13 protein-coding genes are annotated in these 18,870 nt (G+C 71.5%); 10 read left to right on the top strand and 3 right to left on the bottom strand.

The genetic code is table 11. From position 1 onward, the window contains the following. The first annotated feature begins 141 nt into the window (after positions 1-141). Both EV189_RS19800 and EV189_RS19795 read left to right on the top strand, forming a co-directional pair. A complete protein-coding gene (locus tag EV189_RS19800; RefSeq protein WP_130494743.1) occupies positions 142-663 on the top strand; it encodes a hypothetical protein in 522 nt (173 codons plus the stop codon). A 577-nt stretch (positions 664-1,240) separates the two neighbouring features. Further along, entirely contained in the window at positions 1,241-2,479 is a 1,239-nt protein-coding gene (locus tag EV189_RS19795) for an IS110 family RNA-guided transposase (protein ID WP_130494742.1), read from the top strand. A 548-nt stretch (positions 2,480-3,027) separates the two neighbouring features. Here the strand turns inward: EV189_RS19795 and EV189_RS19785 are convergent. Then, a complete protein-coding gene (locus EV189_RS19785) occupies positions 3,028-3,516 on the bottom strand; it encodes an MFS transporter (RefSeq protein WP_130494740.1) in 489 nt (162 codons plus the stop codon). Positions 3,517-4,002: 486 nt separating this feature from the next. On the opposite strand from EV189_RS19785, the gene EV189_RS19780 reads away from it, so the two are divergent. The 7 genes from EV189_RS19780 (at position 4,003) to EV189_RS19750 (ending at position 11,731) form a co-directional block, all read left to right on the top strand. Further along, complete coding sequence (locus tag EV189_RS19780) at positions 4,003-5,517, top strand: amino acid permease (protein WP_130494739.1); 1,515 nt, start codon at positions 4,003-4,005, stop codon at positions 5,515-5,517. Then, positions 5,514-6,929, top strand: coding sequence for an FGGY family carbohydrate kinase (locus EV189_RS19775; protein ID WP_130494738.1), 1,416 nt, complete (start codon positions 5,514-5,516; stop codon positions 6,927-6,929). Before EV189_RS19780 ends, EV189_RS19775 begins: the two co-directional genes overlap by 4 nt. 18 nt (positions 6,930-6,947) lie before the next feature. Next, complete coding sequence (locus tag EV189_RS19770) at positions 6,948-8,375, top strand: NAD(P)/FAD-dependent oxidoreductase (RefSeq protein ID WP_130494737.1); 1,428 nt, start codon at positions 6,948-6,950, stop codon at positions 8,373-8,375. Next, positions 8,372-9,652 (top strand): NAD(P)/FAD-dependent oxidoreductase, encoded by a 1,281-nt coding sequence (locus tag EV189_RS19765; RefSeq protein WP_130494736.1) that lies wholly within the window; start codon positions 8,372-8,374, stop codon positions 9,650-9,652. The genes EV189_RS19770 and EV189_RS19765 overlap by 4 nt, the downstream gene beginning before the upstream one ends. A gap of 128 nt (positions 9,653-9,780) precedes the next feature. Then, the gene (locus EV189_RS19760) at positions 9,781-10,548 is read left to right on the top strand and encodes a DeoR/GlpR family DNA-binding transcription regulator (RefSeq protein WP_165400409.1); all 768 of its coding nucleotides are present in this window, start codon (positions 9,781-9,783) and stop codon (positions 10,546-10,548) included. Next, the gene (locus tag EV189_RS19755; RefSeq protein ID WP_130494734.1) at positions 10,545-11,255 is read left to right on the top strand and encodes an HAD family hydrolase; all 711 of its coding nucleotides are present in this window, start codon (positions 10,545-10,547) and stop codon (positions 11,253-11,255) included. The genes EV189_RS19760 and EV189_RS19755 overlap by 4 nt, the downstream gene beginning before the upstream one ends. Before the next feature lie 98 nt (positions 11,256-11,353). Then, positions 11,354-11,731 carry a RidA family protein gene (locus tag EV189_RS19750; RefSeq protein WP_130494733.1) on the top strand — a complete coding sequence of 126 codons (378 nt, stop codon included), beginning with the start codon at positions 11,354-11,356 and terminating at the stop codon, positions 11,729-11,731. A 574-nt stretch (positions 11,732-12,305) separates the two neighbouring features. On the opposite strand, the gene EV189_RS19745 is transcribed toward EV189_RS19750, so the two are convergent. Continuing rightward, a complete protein-coding gene (locus tag EV189_RS19745; protein WP_165400408.1) occupies positions 12,306-15,455 on the bottom strand; it encodes a glycosyl hydrolase in 3,150 nt (1,049 codons plus the stop codon). 62 nt (positions 15,456-15,517) lie between these two features. After that, positions 15,518-17,146, bottom strand: coding sequence for a GH39 family glycosyl hydrolase (locus tag EV189_RS19740; protein ID WP_130494731.1), 1,629 nt, complete (start codon positions 17,144-17,146; stop codon positions 15,518-15,520). Positions 17,147-17,319: 173 nt separating this feature from the next. On the opposite strand from EV189_RS19740, the gene EV189_RS19735 reads away from it, so the two are divergent. Then, positions 17,320-18,510: an ROK family transcriptional regulator gene (locus tag EV189_RS19735; protein ID WP_130494730.1), complete on the top strand. Its 1,191-nt coding sequence runs from the start codon at positions 17,320-17,322 to the stop codon at positions 18,508-18,510. Positions 18,511-18,870: the final 360 nt, after the last annotated feature.

Genomic DNA, 18,870 nt, shown 5'->3' with positions numbered 1-18,870 from the left:
CTCCTCGATGCGTGGGACACCAAGCCCAACACCGCATCAGGGGGACGTTCCTACGTCTACCCCTGACCCGTAGACCGAGTTACTAGCGGACGTTCCAACATCGCAGGCCCGAGGGTCACAAGCGGCTGCCAGGATGAGGACATGAACCTGACCTGCATGCCGGAGGAGGACATCCCGGCCGTTTGGGAGCACGAGGAGCCTGACGGTCTGCGGTGGCGCTTGCACGCGGGCCGACACCCCGATGCCGAGGGCGCCATCCAAATTTTTCACACCTTCGGTCCCGCTGATGACCCCGGTTGGAGCGGTAGCGGTTCCGTGCGGCCCTGGCCGAGCGAGTCCGGCGCGCTCGAGCTCGACCTGTACGGCACGGGCTCCGGCGCTGAGCGCGTCGAGTACCTCCTGGCCTGGGCGCCGACACAGCTCGGCACCGCGCAGGTCGAGTACCTCGACGGGACAGTCGAGGACGCGGTGACCGTCTGCGCGCCTGATCTGCAGCTCACGGTCGTCGTCTGCCGGCTCTCGCAGGAGCGCAGGCTTGGGGATCTGCTCACGGCCCCCGCCGGAGCGGGACTCACCCGCATCTCGCTACGCGAAGTGCAGCAGACCCGTGACTTCATGCTCAGGACGCTCACACCAGCGGCGGAACCGCCCCGGCAGGGCTAGGACGACCCGACCCTGCCGCGCGCTCAGTGCGGCATGAGAGTGCGATGCTCGAGTCGTGGACGCGGCGCCGGTGGATCCTCGTGACGCGAGCTGGGAGATCTCCTCGCCGACCTACCGGGTGTACTTCTGGCGGGCGGCCGAAGCGCCCTCAGGGACGCCCGGACATGGCGGTTGGTCCTCCGACGAGTGGCGCTTGACGGGTGCGCGAGACCTGCACGAGGTGCTCGAGTGGGCGGACCTGCGCTCTGCCGGGCGCTCGTACACCTTGCACGTCGAGGTCGACGTCGCTGAGGGGCGAGGGCTCGTGAACCTGGCCGGAGTGGACCCGACAAGACCCTAGGCGCCCTGACAGCGGCTACTTGTGTACTGGACGGACGGCCGAGGCCTGGCGAGGCTGGTCGAGGTGTCCGGCGGGGTCGCTCTCTCAGCGGCTGCCCACGGTGTCTTGGTGTGGCTTTCTCATGGTCTGCGTCCCGCCGGGCGCCGTGGCGAGGTGGGGCTCAAGAAGGGTCTGTCCTGCTCGAAGTAGCGCTGCCCGCCTCGTCGTCCCCGTCCGGTTCGGCGTGTGGAGGCAGGCATGAGCAGAGTCGTCATCGGTATGGACCCGCACAAGCGGTCCGCCGGCGACGACCGCCCCGGGTCACGCCCAACGATCGAGGTCCTCGACGACCGCGAACACGTGCTCGCGACCGGCAGGTACTCGACCGACCGGGACGGTTACCGGGCGATGCTCAAGGAGGGACGCCGGTGGCCTGAGCGGGTGTGGGCGGTGGAGGGCTGCAACGGCGTGGGCCGGCACCTCGCCCAACGGCTGGTCGCGGACGGGGAGCCGGTGGTGGATGTGCCGGCGAAGCTGTCGGCCCGGGCGCGGGTGTTCTCGACCGGTCAGGGCCGCAAGACCGACGCGACCGACGCGCACTCCGTCGCGGTCGTGGCGCTGCGCACTCCTGCCCTGCGTGAGGTGGTGGTGGATGACGTGACGGTGGCGCTGCGGCTGCTGGTCGACCGGCGTGACGAGCTGGGCGCGGCGCGGACGTTGACGGTGAACCGGCTGCACCGCCTGCTCACCGAGCTCGTGCCGGGCGGGGCGAAGAAAGCCCTGTCCGCAGCACAAGCCCGCGCCCTGCTCGCCACCGTCCGGCCGCGTGACGTGGTCGGCAAGACCCGCCGGCAGCTCGCCGCCGACGTGGTGGGCGAGCTCGAGGTGCTGGACCGCAAGATGAAGACCGCGAGCAAGCAGCTGACCGAGATGGTCGAGGCGACCGGCTCGGGGCTGCTCGAACTGAACGGGATCGGCCCGTCCGGGGCGGCGCGGCTGCTCGGCGATGTGGGGGACGTGGCCCGGTTCCCGACGAAGGGCCACTTCGCGTCGTGGAACGGCACCGCCCCGATCGACGCGTCGTCGGGGGACCAGCACCGGCACCGGCTCTCCCGGGCGGGGAACCGGCGGATCAACCGGGTCCTGCACATCATGGCGATCGTCCAACTCCGGCACGACACCGCCGGGCGGGAGTACTACCGGCGCAAGCGGGCGGCCGGGAAGTCCCCCATGGAGGCGATGCGCTGCCTCAAGCGCCGCCTGTCCGACGTCGTCTACCGCCAGCTCGTCGCCGACCAGAAGCCGCTGCGGGCAGAGCCTGGGGCGGGTCCGGGAGGACACCCGGGGGCGACTACAACATCCAGCGCGGCCGGCTTCCACCCCGACACCGGCACTTCGGACAAGTCACTTCCCGGACCCACCACCAGCGACGCTACGCCCGCCGGAAGCGCTCGACCAGACCCCACGACCCCTCCCGTCCAGGCGCTCTCCGCCTGACCAGAACGGCACCCTTGACACAGAAGGGAGCCATGAGCGGGCGTTCGTGCGAGCGCTCAAGCGGTGGGTGTAGAGCCGGATCAACCTCGACGGACCCTCGGTTGTGCAGCCGCAGGTCCCGCTGCCAGCACTTGGGGCGACGTCCTACCGACCTCAGAGGGAGGGGCCGCTGTTGCGGACTCGAGCAGTGTCCACCCTGCGCGCGCCGTTGCCTTCGCTGCCTCGGCGCTGGGCGTTGCCGCTGCAGTAGCGCTGTGCTCGCCTGCGCTTGAGCGGCGACGGTTGCCCAGCAGGATCAGGACCGCGAACGCCGCGACGACGGCGATGAGGATGGCGACTGCGAGCATGCGGGCTCCCTGGTGGTGGGTCGCCCCAGTATGGAGTTGCGGAGCGAGCATCGGGAGGGCTTAGCGGACGGGGCGTTGGACGCCTCGGGGCTCGGCCCGCGGCGTGGAAGTGCGTTTCGTGTGCCGTCCCCTTCTGCAGGCGCGGTCGTGTGGCATCCCCTCTCTGCGTGCGCTGCGGTTGTGCCGAGGGGCGCGCGTTCCCTAGGGGTTCGGTTCCGGCATGTCGGCGGAGTTGTGCGAGCTGACCACGCCTGAGCCGATCGTGCCTGCGGCGATGACGGCGGCGGTGACGGAGAGCGCGTGTTGGGCGCCGGTGTGCTGGCCGACTAGGCCGAGGAGTGGCGGGCCGGCGAGGAACGCGGTGTAGCCGAGGGTGGAGACGACGCTGACGCGGGCGGCGGCGTGGAGCGGGTCGCGGCCGGCGGCGCTCACGCCGAGGGGGAAGCCGAGTGCCGTGCCGAGTCCCCAGGCAGCCGCACTGGCGAAAGCGAGCGCCGTGGAGTGGCCGTCGTTGAGCAGCAGCAGGCCGGTGACGGCGAGGGCGCCGCTGCTGCGCAGCGCGGTCACCGGGCCGTAGCGGCTGACCAGGTGAGTGCCGTACCAGCGCCCGAGGGTGATAGGGGCGACGAAGACCGTGAAGGTCGCCGACGCCAGACCGGCGCCGGCGCGGTGGCCGTCGCGCATCCCCACGGCGAGCCAGTCGTTCGCACTGCCTTCGGAGAAGGCAGCGGTTAGGACGAACAGGCCGAGCAGCAGCGTCCGGGGCTCCCGCCAGGCCCGCAGCGCCCGGTGCCGCGACCGGACGAGGTGGCCGGGGCTGCCCGAGTGTCCGTCCTTCTCGCAGCGGAGCGTCCTCGACCCCTTCGCTCTTCCAGACAACCGCGCTTCCGCACCCTCGCCCGGCGGCACCGAGCCGTTACCCAACCGTTACCGGCTCGGGCTTGACTCACTCGACCCTCCAACTCCCATACTCTTCCACATAGTTCCACAAAGTTCCTCGAAGAGCGGGGAGCGACGGGTGCTAGGTGCGGCACCAAGGAGCAGTAGGTCAGCCCCTCTCCCGGTCTCGTCTGACGGTGCACCAGAGGCCCCTCTAGGGGCGGAACAAGCTCTTCATCGTCGATGACCGTCGGCGCCGGACGGCGCATGACGGCGCAGAACCAGGGAGAAGTGCTCATGGCTCATCAGGTGCCGTCAAGCGGGGCGGGCGCTGTCCGCGAGTTCGGGTACAGACCCGAGCTGGAGCGCAGCACGGGGAGGTTCGCGTCGTTCGCCGTCGCCTTCGCCTTCGTGTCGATCGCCACGGGCATCTTCACGACCTTCGGGTCGACGCTGAACACCTCTGGCCCGGCTGGGATCTGGACGTGGCCGATCGTCGTGGTCGGGCAGTTGATGGTCGCGTTCGTGTTCGGCTCCCTCGCTGCGCGCATCCCCGTGACCGGGTACGCCTACCAGTGGATGTCGCGCCTGGCCAACCCCGTGCTCGGATGGATCATGGGCTGGGTCTCCTTCACCTTCCTCGCGATCGTCGTGGTCGCCGTCGACTACACCATCGCGTCTTCCGTGCTCCCGGTCCTCTTGAACTACACGGGCACGGCGAACAACAGCTGGGCGATCACCGCGATCGTCCTCGTCGCCCAGGCGCTGCTCGTGGGCTTCTCGACGCGCTGGTCCGAGCGCGTCAACAACGTCGCGGTCAGCGCAGAGCTGATCGGCATGGTGCTCCTGGTCCTGCTCCTGCTCGTCGTCGGCGCCTTCGCCCGCGACTTCGACTTGGGCAACCTCACCAGTACAGGGCCGGTGCCTCACCACGGATACCTCGGCCTCGGCGACGCCACCCACGTAGGACCCTGGCTCATGGGAACGCTGCTCGGGGCCTTCACGATCGTCGGGTTCGAGTCGGCGGCCAACCTCGCTGAGGAGACGAAGGACCCGGCCCGCGTCGTGCCCCGTGCGATGTGGCAAGCGGTCCTCGCCTCTGGGCTGCTGGGCTTCGCGTTCCTGCTCGTTGTGACCCTGTGCGCCGGGGACCCGACGAAGCTGGCGAAGTCCGGGACGCCGGTGGCCGACGTCATCTCCCGCGTGCTCGGGAACTGGGTGGGTGACGCCCTGCTCGTCCTCGTGGTGCTGTCGATCTTCGCGTGCGGCCTGGTCATCCTCATGAGCGGCGTGCGCCTCGTGTGGGCCATGTCGCGCGATGAGCGGTTCCCCGGCCACCGCGTGTGGCACCGGGTGTCGCCCAGGACGCACACCCCTCTGGCGGCCACCGGCTTGGTCTTCCTGGTCGCCGAGCTCATCCTCGCGGTGTTCGCTCACCAGACGGACGCCCTGTTCAGCCTGTTCGCCGCAGCGACCCTGCTGCCCGCCGTGATCTACGCCGCGACGGTGGTCCTGTACATCGTCAAGCGCAGCTCGTTGCCGCCCAGCCGGGGGTTCACGCTCGGCCGCTTCGAGACTCCTGTGCTCGTGCTGGCCAGCATCTGGCTGGTGTTCGAGCTGGCGATCTTCCGGGACGCCTCCTTCAAGAAGCCCTGGGAGTACGCCGGGGTCATGCTCCTCATCGGTGCCGTCTACCTCGTCGGGCTGCTCGTGCGCCGAGGAGGCTCCTCCTCGCTCGCGATGCCTGACATGAGCTCGATCGACGCGGCCCTCGACACGGGCGCTGTGCCTTCCGGACTGGAGCACGCATGACCACCGTCCTCGCCATCGACCAGGGCACTTCCGGTACGAAGGCGGTCGTCGTCTCGCCCGAGGGGCCGCTGCTGGGGCTGGCCGAGGTGCCGGTCCGTCCCCGCTACCTGTCCGGCGGCGGTGTGGAGCAGGACCCGAGTGAGCTCCTCGACTCCGTCCTCGCCGCTGGCAGGGAAGCCGTGCGGCAGGCAGGCGTTGCGGTCGACATCGTCACTCTCGCGAACCAGGGGGAGACGGTCCTCGCCTGGGAACCCACCACCGGGAAGCCCCTGTCTCCTATGGTCGTGTGGCAGGACCGGCGCGCGGAGGAGATCTGCGAGGAGCTGCGCCCGCACGCCGAGCGGATCGCGGCCGCCACCGGTCTCGTCCTGGACCCGTACTTCTCCGCGCCGAAGCAGGCCTGGCTCCGCCGGCACGTGACGGCCGAGGGTGTTGTCACCACCTCGGACAGCTGGCTCTTGCACCAGCTCACCGGCGAGTTCGTCACCGACGCGACGACGGCGAGCCGCTCGCTGGTGACCGACCTCGAGTCCGGGCAGTGGGACGCCGGGCTGCTCGACCTGTTCGGGCTCGGGCAGGAGCGGCTCCCTCGCATCCTGGCGTCCGACGCCGTCGCCGGGTCGACCACAGCGTTCGGGAAGGAAGCCCTCGTCGGAGGCCTCATCGTCGACCAGCAGGCCGCCCTCGTCGCGCAGAACTGCCTGGCACCCGGACAGGCGAAGTGCACCTTCGGCACCGGTGCCTTCCTGCTCGCCAACGTCGGCAGCAGCCCGACGCGGTCCAGTGCGGGGCTCGCCACGTCGGTCGCGTACCGGCTGGGCGAGCAGCTCACCTACTGCCTCGACGGGCAGGTCTACACCGCCGCCTCCGCGGTGCGGTGGCTCCAGGACGTCGGGCACATCGACTCCGCCCCCGACCTCGACCGCGTGTCCGCGGAGGACGACGACGGCGTCATCGCCGTGCCGGCGTTCGCCGGCCTCGCCGCCCCGTGGTGGCGACCGGACGCCCGGGCGACGTTCACCGGGCTGACCCTGTCCACCAGCCGAGGCCACCTCGTGCTCGCCGTCCTGGAGGGCATCGCAGCGCAGGTCGCGGAGCTGGCCAGCCTCGTCGAGCACGACCTCGACGGGCCGCTGCAGCGGCTGCGCGTCGACGGCGGACTCACCCAGAGCCGTGTCCTCATGCAAGCGGTCGCGAACCTGATGCAGGTCGAGATCGACGTCTACCCGTCACAGCACGCGACCCCGCTCGGCGCGGCCGCGCTGGCCCGTGTCGCCGCCGACCCGACACGCAGCCTGGCGGACGCCGTCGTGCCCTGGGCCCCCAGCTGGACCTACGAGCCACAGTGGTCCGCCGACCGCGCCCAAGACTTCCGCGCCCGCTGGTCCGCCGTCGCCACCGCCAACTGCTGAGAGGGGAACCCCACCACCATGAGCACCACAGCACAGCCGTACGACGTCGTCGTCATCGGCGCCGGCATCGTCGGCTCCGCCATCGCCCGCACCCTCGCCGGCTACCGCCTCCGCGTCGCGCTGCTCGACGCGCGCGACGACGTCGGAGAAGGCACGAGCAAGGCCAACACGGCCATCCTCCACACCGGGTTCGACGCCAGCCCCGGGACCCTCGAGTCCCGCCTCGTGCACGAGGGCTACCACCTGCTCGCCGCCTACGCGCAGGAGACCGGGATCCCCGTTGAGCGCACCGGCGCGCTGCTCGTCGCCTGGGACGAGGAGCAGCGCGACGCTCTCCCCGGCCTCCAGGCGAAGGCCGAGAAGAACGGCTACCACGAGTGCCGCATCGTCGACGCCGACGAGGTGTACGCCCAGGTGCCTCACCTCGGCCCCGGCGCCCTCGCCGGCCTCACCGTCCCCGACGAGTCCATCATCTGCACCTGGACCACCAACTTCGCGCTCGCCACCGACGCCGTCCAACGCGGTGCCGAGCTCCTGCTCGAGCGCTACGTCCAGTCCGTCGACATCACCGACCAGACGACGACGCTGCACACCTCCCGCGGGGACGTCACCGCCCGTTGGGTGATCAACGCCGCCGGACTCGGCGGCGACATCATCGACGGCCTCTTCGGCTACGACCGCTTCACCATCACCCCCCGCCGCGGTGAGCTCCTGGTCTACGACAAGCAGGCTCGCCAGCTCGTCGACAAGATCGTCCTGCCCGTCCCCACCGCCCGGGGCAAGGGCGTCCTGGTCAGCCCCACCATCTACGGCAACGTCATGCTCGGCCCGACGGCCGAGGACATCACCGACAAGACCAACACCGGCACCACCGAGAAGGGGTTCGAGTTCCTGCTCGGCAAGGGACAGCAGCTCATGCCCGAACTGCTGGAGGAGGAGGTCACCGCCACCTACGCCGGGCTCCGCGCCGCCAGCAGCCACCCCGACTACCTCATCGAGGCCGACCGCGAGCGCCGCTACGTCGTCGTCGGCGGCGTCCGCTCCACCGGACTCACCTCCGGCATGGCCGTCGCCCAGTACGTCGACCACCTCCTCCACGAGACCGGGGGCCTCGAGCTCGTCGAGCGTGACGACGTCCCCCCGCCGCCGCGGATGCCGAACATCGGCGAGGCTTTCCTGCGGCCCTACCAGGACGCCGCGCGCATCGCTGCCGACCCCGCCTACGGCAAGATCGTCTGCTTCTGCGAGCGGGTCACCGCCGGCGAGATCCGCGACACCTTCTGCTCGCCGCTGCCCCCCACCACCGTCGAGGGACTACGCCGCCGCACCCGCGCCATGAACGGCCGCTGCCAAGGCTTCTTCTGCGGCGCCGAGGTAGGCGAGCTGCTCAAGACCCGCGGGAACGTCCCCGCTGCCGCTTCGCACATCCAGGAGGTCTCCTCATGACCACGCTCGACGTCGAAGCGACCGGCACCCAGGTCCTCACGCCCGCGGTGGCGATCATCGGCGCCGGCCCGTCCGGCCTGCGGGCCGCGGCGGAACTGGCGCCGCGCGTCAACGGGGAGGTCCTCGTGCTCGAACGGGAGAGCGTCGCCGGCGGGATCCCCCGGCACAGCGACCACCTCGGCTACGGCATCCGGGATCGCCACGCATTTCTGACGGGCCCGCGGTACGCCCAACTGCTGCGCGACGAAGCCGCCGCCGCCGGCGCGCGCATCCTCACCAATGCGATGGTCACCGGCTGGGCAGGCGACCGCTCCCTCGCCGTAACCAGCCCCGAAGGCCGCATCCAGGTCGACGCGCAAGCGGTCATCCTCGCCACCGGCGCGCGGGAGCGGCCCCGGCCCGCGCGCCTCATCCCCGGGGACCGCGGCCGCGGCGTCTACACCACCGGCCACCTGCAGAACCTCGTCCACCTCAAGCACGGCCGCGTCGGCAAGAAGGCTGTCGTCGTCGGGGCCGAGCTCGTCAGCTGGTCCGCGGTGATGACCCTGCAGCACGTCGGCTGCCGCACCGTGCTCATGACCACCGAGTACCCGAAGGCGGACTCCTACGCGGCCTTCACCGGACCTGGCCGAGTCATGTTCAGGACCAAGGTCGCCACCCGCACCCGCGTCGTCCGGATCCTCGGCCGGCCCGACGTCACCGGCGTCGAGGTCGAGCACCTCGACACCGGCGAGCGGCGCACCATCGAGTGCGACACCGTCATCCTCACCGGCGACTGGATCCCCGACAACGAGCTCGCCCGCGCCGCCGGCCTCCCCATCGACCCGGTCAGCAAGTCCCCGCTCGTCGACACCGCCCTGCGCACCGGGCGCCCGGGCGTCTTCGCCATCGGGAACGTGCTCCACCCCGTCGACACCGCCGATGTCGCCGCGCTCGACGGCGCAGCAGTCGCCGAGCACGTCGTCGCGTACCTCGCCGGACAACTGCCCGGCGACGCCCAGGGCTCGCTGACGGCCGAGCGTCCGTTCCGGTGGGTCTCGCCGTCGTTGTGGAGCGCGACCGCACCCGCACCCCCACGTGACCGGCTGCTGCTCTGGAGCGAGGAGTTCGTCGCGTTCCCCACCGTCGTCGTGCGCCAGAACGGCAAAGAGGTGGCTCGCAAGCGGACCCCGTGGCCAGCCGCCCCCGGCCGCGTGTTCCGCGTCCCCGCCAGCATCGTCGAGGGCATTGACTGGACCGCTGGCCCCGTCACCATCGGGATGGCGGAACGGCGATGAGCTGGAGCCACGCCCGGCTCCCCGCAGCTTGGCCAGTCGGAGGTACCGAGTGGACGCCCCGCGCGCTGTACACCTCGCGATCCCACATACTCGGTCATGCATGGCAGACCAAACGAGAGGAGCGGGTCATGCTTGCCGCCGAACGGCGCCGGGCGATCGCCCGGGCCGTCGCCAGCCGCCCCAGCGTCCGCACCGAGGAGCTGGCAGCGGAGTTCGGCGTCTCGGGCGAGACCATTCGCCGCGACCTGCTCGCCCTCGACGCCGCCGGCGAGCTCTCCCGCGTCTACGGTGGCGCCACACCCGCCGACAGCGTCCGGCGGCGCCTCAGTGAAGGCACCTTCGCCGACCGGGAGCACACGAACGTCGAGGCCAAGCGCAGGATCGCGGCCGCCGCGGCCGGCCAGCTCGAGGACGGCCTGACCGTCAGCATCGACGTCGGCACCACCATGCTGGAGCTCGCCCGCGCCCTGCCCGCCCAGTGGCGCGGACGCGTCCTCACCAACTCGCTGCTCGTCGCCGCCGAGGTCGCCGACCGTCCCGACGTCGAGCTCGTCGTGTCCGGCGGTGCAATCCGAGCCGGGGACCTCGCCTGCTCCGGCGCCCGGGCAGCAGCGCTGTTCAGCGACTACTACGCGGACATCGCCTTCCTCGCCTCCGGCGGCATCGACGCCAAGGTCGGGCTCAGCGACTACTACCCGGCCGAGGTCGACGTCCGCAAGGTCATGCTCACCCACAGCGCGCGCAGCGTGGTGCTGGCTGACTCCACGAAGATCGGCGTCATTGCGCCCCGCCGCGTCTGCGGACTCGACGAGATCGGCCAGCTCGTCACGGACACCGTTCTGCCGGCCGCGGTCGCAGCCGCCCTGGAACCCTCCCGCGTGCTCGTAGCGGCATGACGCGACCCCAGCAGGACAACGCCGATGACACCGCCTCCTGGCGCCCGTTTGTCGTGCCGGCGACGCCGACGCTGACCTTGTTCGACCTCGACGGGGTCCTGAGCCGTCGCGACACGATGGCCGCCCTCGTCCGCCGCCGCCTCCGACAGCGCCCCCAAAGTCTGGCCACCGTCGTCCCCCTCGCGCTTCTCTCCCGGCTGCTGCCCGCGGCAGGCGAGCTGCGCCCCGCGGTCCATCGCGCCATTGTGCGCATTGCGCTTCGCGGACTGCGGCGCGACGAGTACGACCGACTCGCCCACGCGGTCTCGCAGCACCTCGCCGAGCCCGGGAACGCGCCCGAGAGCGCGCTGCAGGAGCTGCGGGTAGCCGCACAAGCCGGTGCGGTGATGGTCGTCACCGCGAGCGAGGCACTGCTCGCGCGCTCCTACCTTGACGCGCTCGGCCTCGAGCGCGTGCCGGTCCTCGCCTCGCACCTGCAGGAACACGATGGGCAGCTCCGCCTCGCTCCGCACAACGTGGGCCACAGGAAGGTTCGGGCGCTGCTGGCCCTAGGCGTCACGCCGTCCGCGGCGCACCTCTACACCGATTCACCCAGCGACCTGCCGCTCGCCTCCCAGAGCGCCCGAACCACCCTCGTGAACGCGAGCGCGCGACTGGAGCGCGTCTTCTCCCGACGCGTAGCCACGCTCGACACGATCCGCTGGTAGCACCGCCACCGCAACAACGACAGGGCGACGCGCCCGCTCGTCCTGCGACCCCTTCCACCGCGCGGGGCATCCCGCCACGCCCTCACTCAGGAGACACCTTGAGCACCAACCGACAGAACATCTCGTCCGGCTCCCCCCGAGAGCCCGTCCTCGGGTACTCCCGCGCGGTCCGCGTGGGCAACCTCGTGTTCGTAGCCGGCACCACCTCAGGCGGCATCGGAGAAGACGCAGAGTCCCAGACCCGCGAGATCTTCACCCGCATCAGCAAGGCGCTCGAGCAGGCTGGGGCCAGCTACGAGGACGTCGTCCGCACCCGCGTCTACCTCACCCACCTCGCCCGGGACTTCGACGCCGTCGGTGCCGTCCACGGGGAGATCTTCGGCGAGATTCGGCCCGTCACGGCCACCATCGGCGTCTCCGAACTCGCCTCTCCGGACGTCCTCGTCGAAGTCGAGGTGGACGCCGTGCTCGCCTGATACAGGCCAGCGAGCTCAACGGGTGGATCGCGCCTTGGACGCATGGCGACGACAGCAGCTTGCGGGCGCTTCGGCTGCGCACCAACGGCCCACTCCCCGCGCGAGTGCCACGGCCGCCGCGGTTCTGTCGCTGCTCGTCCAACCGGCGGTTCGATGCCGTCTCTCAGGTGGTCGCCGACGATCTCGTAGCGCCAGTCCCCGGGCGGCAGTCGGAGGAGGGGGCGACCCCCGATGCGCAGATCATGCAGCGCCTGACGCACCGACCCCTTGCTGAAGGGGCACCCGGCGGCTGCGAGAGCCTCGTCGACGTCGCAGGCATCCGCTGGAACAAGGTCTGGGTACGCAACGCCGGCAGAGCGGCTTGGACGTCTCGGAGGAAGTCGTTGACGAGGTCCCGAGGCTCTTCAACTGATCCTGACCCGGCTGGGGCTGTGTACAAGGAGCGTCCAGCCCGCCTCCAGCGGCGTGAGCGGACGTTTGCGGGTGCGTCCTCGCCCTCGGCTCGCAAGCTGGATAGCCGCACTCCGCCCGGACACCGTGAGGGGTGTCCGGGCGGAGTCGTTTGCGCTCCGGGTCAGCGGACGGGCTGCTCGCCGTAGGGCGTCAGGGTGACGGGGCCGAGGAGCCCGACCCGCTGGTCGGGGAGCCGGTAGGTCGCCCCGCCGGTGGTCTTCACCGCGTCGTAGAGGGTGGTGGAGACGGTGACGCTGATGGTGTTCCGGCCGGCGTGGAGCAGCCCGGCGAGGTCGATGCGCCGGAGGTCGCTCTGGTCCAGCGGGCCGACCGTCCGGCCGTTGACCTGGAGCCGCACGGTGTCGACGGCCTTCCCGAGGTCGAGGTGCGCCCCGGGGCTGGTTCCGGCGTTCCCGGGCAGGTCGACGGTCGTGGTGTACGTGCCGACGCCGGAGGCGTGGAGCAGGTCGGGGCGACCGGGGATCTCGCTCCAGGCGGGGAGGCTGCCGTCCGCTCCCGCCTGCACGGTGGCGGTGGGGAGCACGGTCTTGAGGGTCTGGCTCTGCGTCGCTCCGGGGGTCCAGGACTCGACGGAGAGCTGCCAGGTCCCGAGTGCCTGCGGCGGGGTGACGCCGGAGACGGGGGTGGTGATGGTGCGCCCGTCGTCGAGGGTGGTGGTCACCGTCCGGTTGGTGGTGGACCTGACCGCGAGGCTGCCGCCGCCGGTGTAGCGGACCTCGTCCGCCGTGCTCGTCACCGCGTGGGTGCTGCCCTGCTTGGCGCCGAGCTGGTTGTTGCGGGTGACCGCGAAGACCGTGGTGTCGTAGGCCGCAAGGTGCAGCGGCACGCTGACCGAGCCGTCTCCCGCGGTGTAGGTGCCGAGCGCCGTGATGCTGCCGGTCCAGCTGTCGAGCCGGTAGGCCCGGCCCCCGCCAGTCAGCTGCACCGTGGTGTCTACCGTGGAGCCGGAGCGGTTGTAGACGAGGTAGTAGTCCGTGCCGCCGGCGTCGCGATGCACGGTCTCGAGCGCGCCTGTGGTGGCGGTGGGAGCGGCGTCGGGGTCGACGCCGATGGCGTGCAGCGCCTGGGGGAGCTGCGCCTCGGTGGCGACCTGGTGCACGCCGGGCTGCGCGAGCAACTGGGCGACCACGGCCTGCAGTGCGGCGTCCTCGCCAGCGGCCGCGGCTCCCGGCACGGCGCTGGGGGCGGCGCCGATGACGACCACCGGCAGTCCCTGCTGGGCGAGCGTGAGGATCCGCTGGGCCGCTGGGACCGGCATCGTGGTCTGGTTGGCGAGGATGAGCGCCTTCTGCTTGCCGTCGCGGCGGGCGAGGCGCCCGTCGCCCACGAAGGTGCCGGCGAGCGCGTCGGGGGTGAGGTAGTCGTAGCTGTAGCCGGCGCGGGCGGTGGCGGAGTCGACGCCGAGCATGTGTCCCGGGGTCTCCTGCGGGCTGACGCTCTGCCCGGCGAGGCCGAGGTCCTGGTAGTAGACCGCAAGGTCGAGCATCGGGTCGCCCTGGCGCAGGACGAGCTGGTCGCGGGCGAGGGAGTCGTTGACGCTGCGGTAGTCCTGCCAGGTGGGCAGCCGCGGCCCGAACAGCTCACCGACGTTGAGGAAGCCCTGGATGTTCCACGGGTTGTAGCCCGGCCAGGCCCCGCCTTCGCCGCTGTTGGGGCTGGCGAGTCCGGTGGGGGCCTCCGCGTACGCGAAGCCGTGCCAGACGACCTGGGTCACACCACCGGCATAGGCCTTGTAGATGGTGTCGAGGTTGCCGTTCTGCGCGAGCCCGTTGACGTACGCCGGCCCGGTGATGTCCTGGTCGAGGTCACGGCCGGCGACGGTGGACCGGTAGGCGCCGTTGAAGATCCCGCAGCACTCGGTGGAGATGCGGGTGGTCTGGACGGCGCGCGCGCCGCCGGCGACGACGCGGTAGTCCTGTTCGACGCCCAGGTTGGTGGGGCTGCCGAAGTCGATCGACTCGCCTTCGGGGATGCCGGTCACCTGCGCCGCGCGCCCGGTGGCGATGGGGTCGCCGTAGAACTGGGCGCGGTAGTCGAGGTGGTGCCCCTCGGCCCACTGCTGCAGCGAGCTGACGTACTGGTCGATGTAGAGGTCGCTCCAGGTCTGCCGGTAGTCCTGGCGGAACCGGGCGCCGCTGCCGTCGCTGAAGTCGTACGCCGGGGTCCCGGTGCCCTGCTGCCCGATGCCGGTGAGGGCCGGAAGGGCCTGCGACACGGGGTATCCGCGGAGGCTCGCGAACCGCGAGGCGAAGTCCGACGTCCAGAGCTCGTGCGAGCCCATCTCGAGGGAGTCCTCGAAGATCGAGCCCGGCCCCTGCATCGCGTCGATGAGCTGCTGGGTCTGCGGGGTGAAGATGGTGCTCTCCCAGAAGGACTCCAGGGCCTTCGCGCCGGTGCTGCTGAGATGGTCGACGACGTAGTCCGGCGTCGTGGCCTCGTAGCCGGTCTTCGTGAGGCCGTCCGCCGTCTGGTAGAAGGCGAGCAGGACCCAGGTGCCGGCGCCAGCGGGTGCGGACCAGGTGAGCTGGCCTGCCTGCACCTGCCCCGTGATGTCGACCAGCGAGGTGCGATCGAGCTGGCGGGTGCCCGCGGCTGAGGGCGCGCAGACCGCATCGGTGCAGCGGGCGGCGACGACGGAGACGAGCGTCGTGCGGGCGCCGGCCGGCGGTGCGGTGGTGGGCTGGGGGAGGGCGCCGGTGAAGGCCGTCCCACCGGCCAGAGTCGCCTGCCCGTAGACGATCTGCTGCGCGGCTGCGGGGTCGTTGACGTCGTGCACCGTCGGGACGGTGGGTGGGTAGTTGGGCCCGAGGTTCTGGTCGACGGTGAGGCCGTACTGGTTCGCCGCGGCGAGGATGACCTGCAGCTTGTGCGTCCACAGCGGCGTTCCCCACCCGTAGGTCGTGAGGAACGACGAGTCGCGGTTCCCCTGTCCGGGCACGGCGAACGGCGAGACCTCGACCCCGCCGGCGCCGGCTGCGGCGATCTGCGCGACCTCGGCCCGGAGCTCGTCGTCCTGGGTGTAGGCGAGCGGCACCCACCAGCGGTACTTGGGTCGCACGGTCGTCGGCGGGCTCGCGAAGGAGGCAGCGGTCAGCGTCGGCACAGGGTCCGGGACCCCCACGGACTTGTCCTTCGCGGCGGCGGGGGCGGCGCCGGACGCGAGGGTCGCGGCGAGCGTGCCCGCGGCCGCGCCTGCAGCGAGCAGGGCACGAGGAACTGTCGGGCGTCGCCTACGAGGCGGTCGGGGCATGGCGGTCTCCATCCAGGGGTGACGGTCGTTGTCAGTGGTGGACGAGCGGGCAGTTGGGGCGCTCAGGCGATGTGGACAGCGGCGACACCCTCCGCCGCGAGCGTGAGCGTGAACGTGGCGTCTCCGGTGTGGCGGTCGAACCTCAGCTGCAGGTGGCTGTCGTCGAGCTCGCTGGCCCGCTCGATGTCGCGCAGCTGGCGCCGGGTCGGGTACTCCGGCGACCCGAGCTCGACCCACTCGCGCCGGGGGTTGGTGTGGTCCTCGTCGATGAGCTGCACGCGTGCGCGGGCGCCGGCGGGAAGCCCGCGCAGCGTGACGGACAGGGTGACCGGCTGGGACGGCACCTGGGGGCTCCCGTCTCCAGTCGCCAAGGAGCGGTTGTACAGCAGGACGTCCACGCCACCGGAGCCGCCGCTGGTCACGGCCAGGCCGCCCACCGTGTCGGGCGCGCCGGTCAGGGTCAGGGGCACGCGCCGCTCGCCCACCCGGTGCAGGATCTGCAGTAGCCGGTACGCCGGCTTCTTGATGCCATGGATGGTCTGCAGCCCGAACCCGCCGTGGAACGGCTTGTCCCCCTGCCCGAGCTCTTCGTAGATGTCACTGAAAGCCCAGTACGCGAGAGCATCCACGACGCCCACGGTCTCCGTGATCGTGCGGAGGAAGCTGGCAGCAGCACCCGACTGGTCGTGCACCGGGTCGCCGAGGTTCGCGGAGACGCTCGTCTCCGAGATGTAGAGGGGCAGCCCGGCGGGGGTGTCGGCCCGGTTCTGCGCGAAGAAGGACGCCGGGCCCTTCGGACCCGCGCCCTTGTCGGTCTCGTAGCCGTGGGCCGAGCCGAAGTCGACGGGGACGCCGGTCGAGTTGGCCCACTGCATGAACTCGCGGTAGTACTGCACCCCGGGCGACCTGGGCGTGCCGAAGCTGAGCTGCCCGGCCGACGTCGCCGGACCGCCGACCTGCAGGCTCGCGTCGACGCCCTTGATGGCCTCCGCCGCGTAGCGGTAGAGCGTGAAGTAGGACTGCTGGTCGCCGTTGTAGAAGGAGAAGAGGTTCGGCTCGTTCCACACCTCGAACGGCCAGGTGCGCACCTCGCGGATGCCGTAGCGGTCCACCAGGTGCCGGACGAAGTCCCTGATGACCTTGCCCCACAGGGCGAAGTCCTTGGGCTCCATCTGGTTGAAGTCGTAGAGCAGGGCGGAGAACGGCGGAGGGGCGGACTGCAGCGCGGCGGGCATGCTGCTCAGCTCGACGTACGGGTGCATCCCGTGGTCCACGAGGGCGTCGTAGACCTGGTCCGCGTTGAAGAAGGAGTAGTCGTCGCCGGAGAGCGCCGCGGTGCGCGGCCGGCCGTTGACCGTCGGGAAGTACGTGCTCATCGAGGTGTTGAGGATGCCGTGGAAGCGCAGGGAGACGAAGCCGAGCTCGTCGTGGCACTCGAACAGCTGGTCCTGGTAGTCCCGGCGCAGGACCTGCTTCGCCCAGTCACCGCTGACCACCCGCTCCCACACGTGCGGGAACGGCGACGACGCCTGCGTCAGGTCGACCGAGGCCTGGGCACCGGCCGCCGTGCCGGCCGCCGAGGCGCTGCCGGTGCCGAGCAGGCCGGAGCCGAGGGCGGCGCCGGCTGCGGCGCCGCCGAGCAGGATCTGCCGGCGGGTCAGGGGCTGGTCGGCCGTCGTGGACTCGTGCATGGGCTCTCCTCGAGCGGGTTCGGCTGGTCCGACGCCCCCTCCGCTGGAGGGGCGCTCTGGTAGCGGCGCCGTGCCGGAGACGCTAGGCGCCACGTGCGGCCGCCTCAATGCTTGGAACGTTACAATTCGGCGTACTTCTCACGGAATCGGCGAGAAGTGCCTAGGGTGCGCTGGTGGCGGTGCGGCGGGAGAGCGACGTGCTGCGCGGGGCGGACCGCGCGGTGGTGGAGGTCCTGCGCAGGCACCCGGGGTCGACGCGGGCAGAGCTGGCGCGCCGTACCCGGCTCCCGCTCAGCACGGTGTCGGGCGCGGTCTCCCGGCTCGTCGCCGCCGGGATCGTGGGCGACGAGCAGTCGGCCACGACCGGCGCTGCGGGCCGGCGGGGGCGGCCGGCGTCCGTCCTGAGCCTGCGGCCGCAGGACCGCACGATCGGCGTGGTCGAAGTCACCCACCACGCCGGCGGCCTCGCCCGAGCAGCGCTCATCAGCGCCGGCGGCTCGGTGCTCGCCCGCGTCGACGCTCCCTTCCGGCTGCTGGACTGCGCCGACATCGCGGCTGACTGCGCGCGCCTGCTCGGTGCGGCCTCGGCCGCGGTCGGCGGGCGCGCGTTCGACCACGTCGTCGTCGCGCTGCCCCTCGCGTACGAGCAGGGGGTGGGCATCGCCCCGCTCGAGCCCGGCCGGCTCGCTGCCGGCGGGCCGGTGCCGCCGCGGCTCGGGTGGCTGTTCAGCGACGTGGCCGCGCGGCTCGAGGACGCCCTCGGGGTGCCGGCCACCGTCGACAACGACGGGAACGTCGCCGCCCTGGGCGAGCACGCCTTCGGTGCGGGTCGCGGGCACGACGACCTCATCCACCTCAAGCTCGTCACCGGCCTCGCCGCGGGGCTGGTCGTCGACGGTCGGCTCGTGCGCGGCGCACGGGGCCTGGCGGGCGAGCTCTCGCACCTGCGGATCGATTCAGCCGGACCGGCCTGCGCCTGCGGCCGGCGCGGGTGCCTGGGCAAGATCGCGACAGCCGACCACCTGCTCGAGCCCCACCGGGCGCGGCTCGCGCCGCGCGCGAGCGTGTATGACGTGCTGGCCCTCGCGGCCCAGGGGGACCCGGAGGTACGCGACGTGCTCGGCGCCCTCGGACGACTGGTTGGCCGCTACCTCGCCCCCGTCTGCGTGATGCTCAACCCCTCGATCATCGTCGTGGACGGCACGCTCGGCCCGGCTGCAGCACCCGTGATCGACGGCATGGTGCAGTCGCTCGAGTCGGCCCTGCCTACCGGGACGCAGCGCGCGATGACTGTCGTGCTCGGGCAGCTTGGTGACCAGGCCGCTCTCCTCGGTGCACCCCGGCTCGCGCTCGATCCTGCATAGCCGCTGCTGCGAGTCCTTGTGTGAAGGCGGGTCGCCCTCTCCCCGACGCCGCCCGAGCTGCAGGAGCCCGTGGCCTCTGACGCCGCACCTGTCGTCCCACACCTACCGCGATCCAAGCCCCGTCGTCCTCGCCGAACACACCGCCCAGTGGTGGCCGAGCGGGCAACAGCCGCCGCGGAGCAACGCCGTCGCCGCAACCACCTAGAAGCCCGATCACGAAATCGGCAGGACCCCCCGCCGCGGGCGCAACTTCAGTCATCCGCACATCGGCATTATGCGGGTGATCCGTGTCAAGTGATCATGATGCTGGTGCGGAGTCGAGGCGGTGGAGGAGGTCGGCGTAGAGCTGCTGGCGGCCCG

Origin of the sequence: Motilibacter rhizosphaerae (assembly GCF_004216915.1) — a bacterium.
GTDB lineage: Bacteria > Actinomycetota > Actinomycetes > Motilibacterales > Motilibacteraceae > Motilibacter > Motilibacter rhizosphaerae.
The sequence above is the reverse complement of the archived record's forward strand: the minus strand, read 5'-3'. Positions and strand labels throughout refer to the sequence as shown.

Excerpts from the sequence above, each read along its gene's own strand:
- EV189_RS19770 (WP_130494737.1), top strand. The coding sequence starts at position 6,948 with ATGAGCACCACAGCACAGCCGTACGACGTCGTCGTCATCGGCGCCGGC.
- EV189_RS19740 (WP_130494731.1), bottom strand. The coding sequence starts at position 17,146 with ATGCACGAGTCCACGACGGCCGACCAGCCCCTGACCCGCCGGCAGATC.
- EV189_RS19755 (WP_130494734.1), top strand. The coding sequence starts at position 10,545 with ATGACGCGACCCCAGCAGGACAACGCCGATGACACCGCCTCCTGGCGC.
- EV189_RS19795 (WP_130494742.1), top strand. The coding sequence starts at position 1,241 with ATGAGCAGAGTCGTCATCGGTATGGACCCGCACAAGCGGTCCGCCGGC.
- EV189_RS19745 (WP_165400408.1), bottom strand. The coding sequence starts at position 15,455 with ATGCCCCGACCGCCTCGTAGGCGACGCCCGACAGTTCCTCGTGCCCTG.
- EV189_RS19775 (WP_130494738.1), top strand. The coding sequence starts at position 5,514 with ATGACCACCGTCCTCGCCATCGACCAGGGCACTTCCGGTACGAAGGCG.
- EV189_RS19765 (WP_130494736.1), top strand. The coding sequence starts at position 8,372 with ATGACCACGCTCGACGTCGAAGCGACCGGCACCCAGGTCCTCACGCCC.
- EV189_RS19760 (WP_165400409.1), top strand. The coding sequence starts at position 9,781 with ATGCTTGCCGCCGAACGGCGCCGGGCGATCGCCCGGGCCGTCGCCAGC.
- EV189_RS19800 (WP_130494743.1), top strand. The coding sequence starts at position 142 with ATGAACCTGACCTGCATGCCGGAGGAGGACATCCCGGCCGTTTGGGAG.
- EV189_RS19780 (WP_130494739.1), top strand. The coding sequence starts at position 4,003 with ATGGCTCATCAGGTGCCGTCAAGCGGGGCGGGCGCTGTCCGCGAGTTC.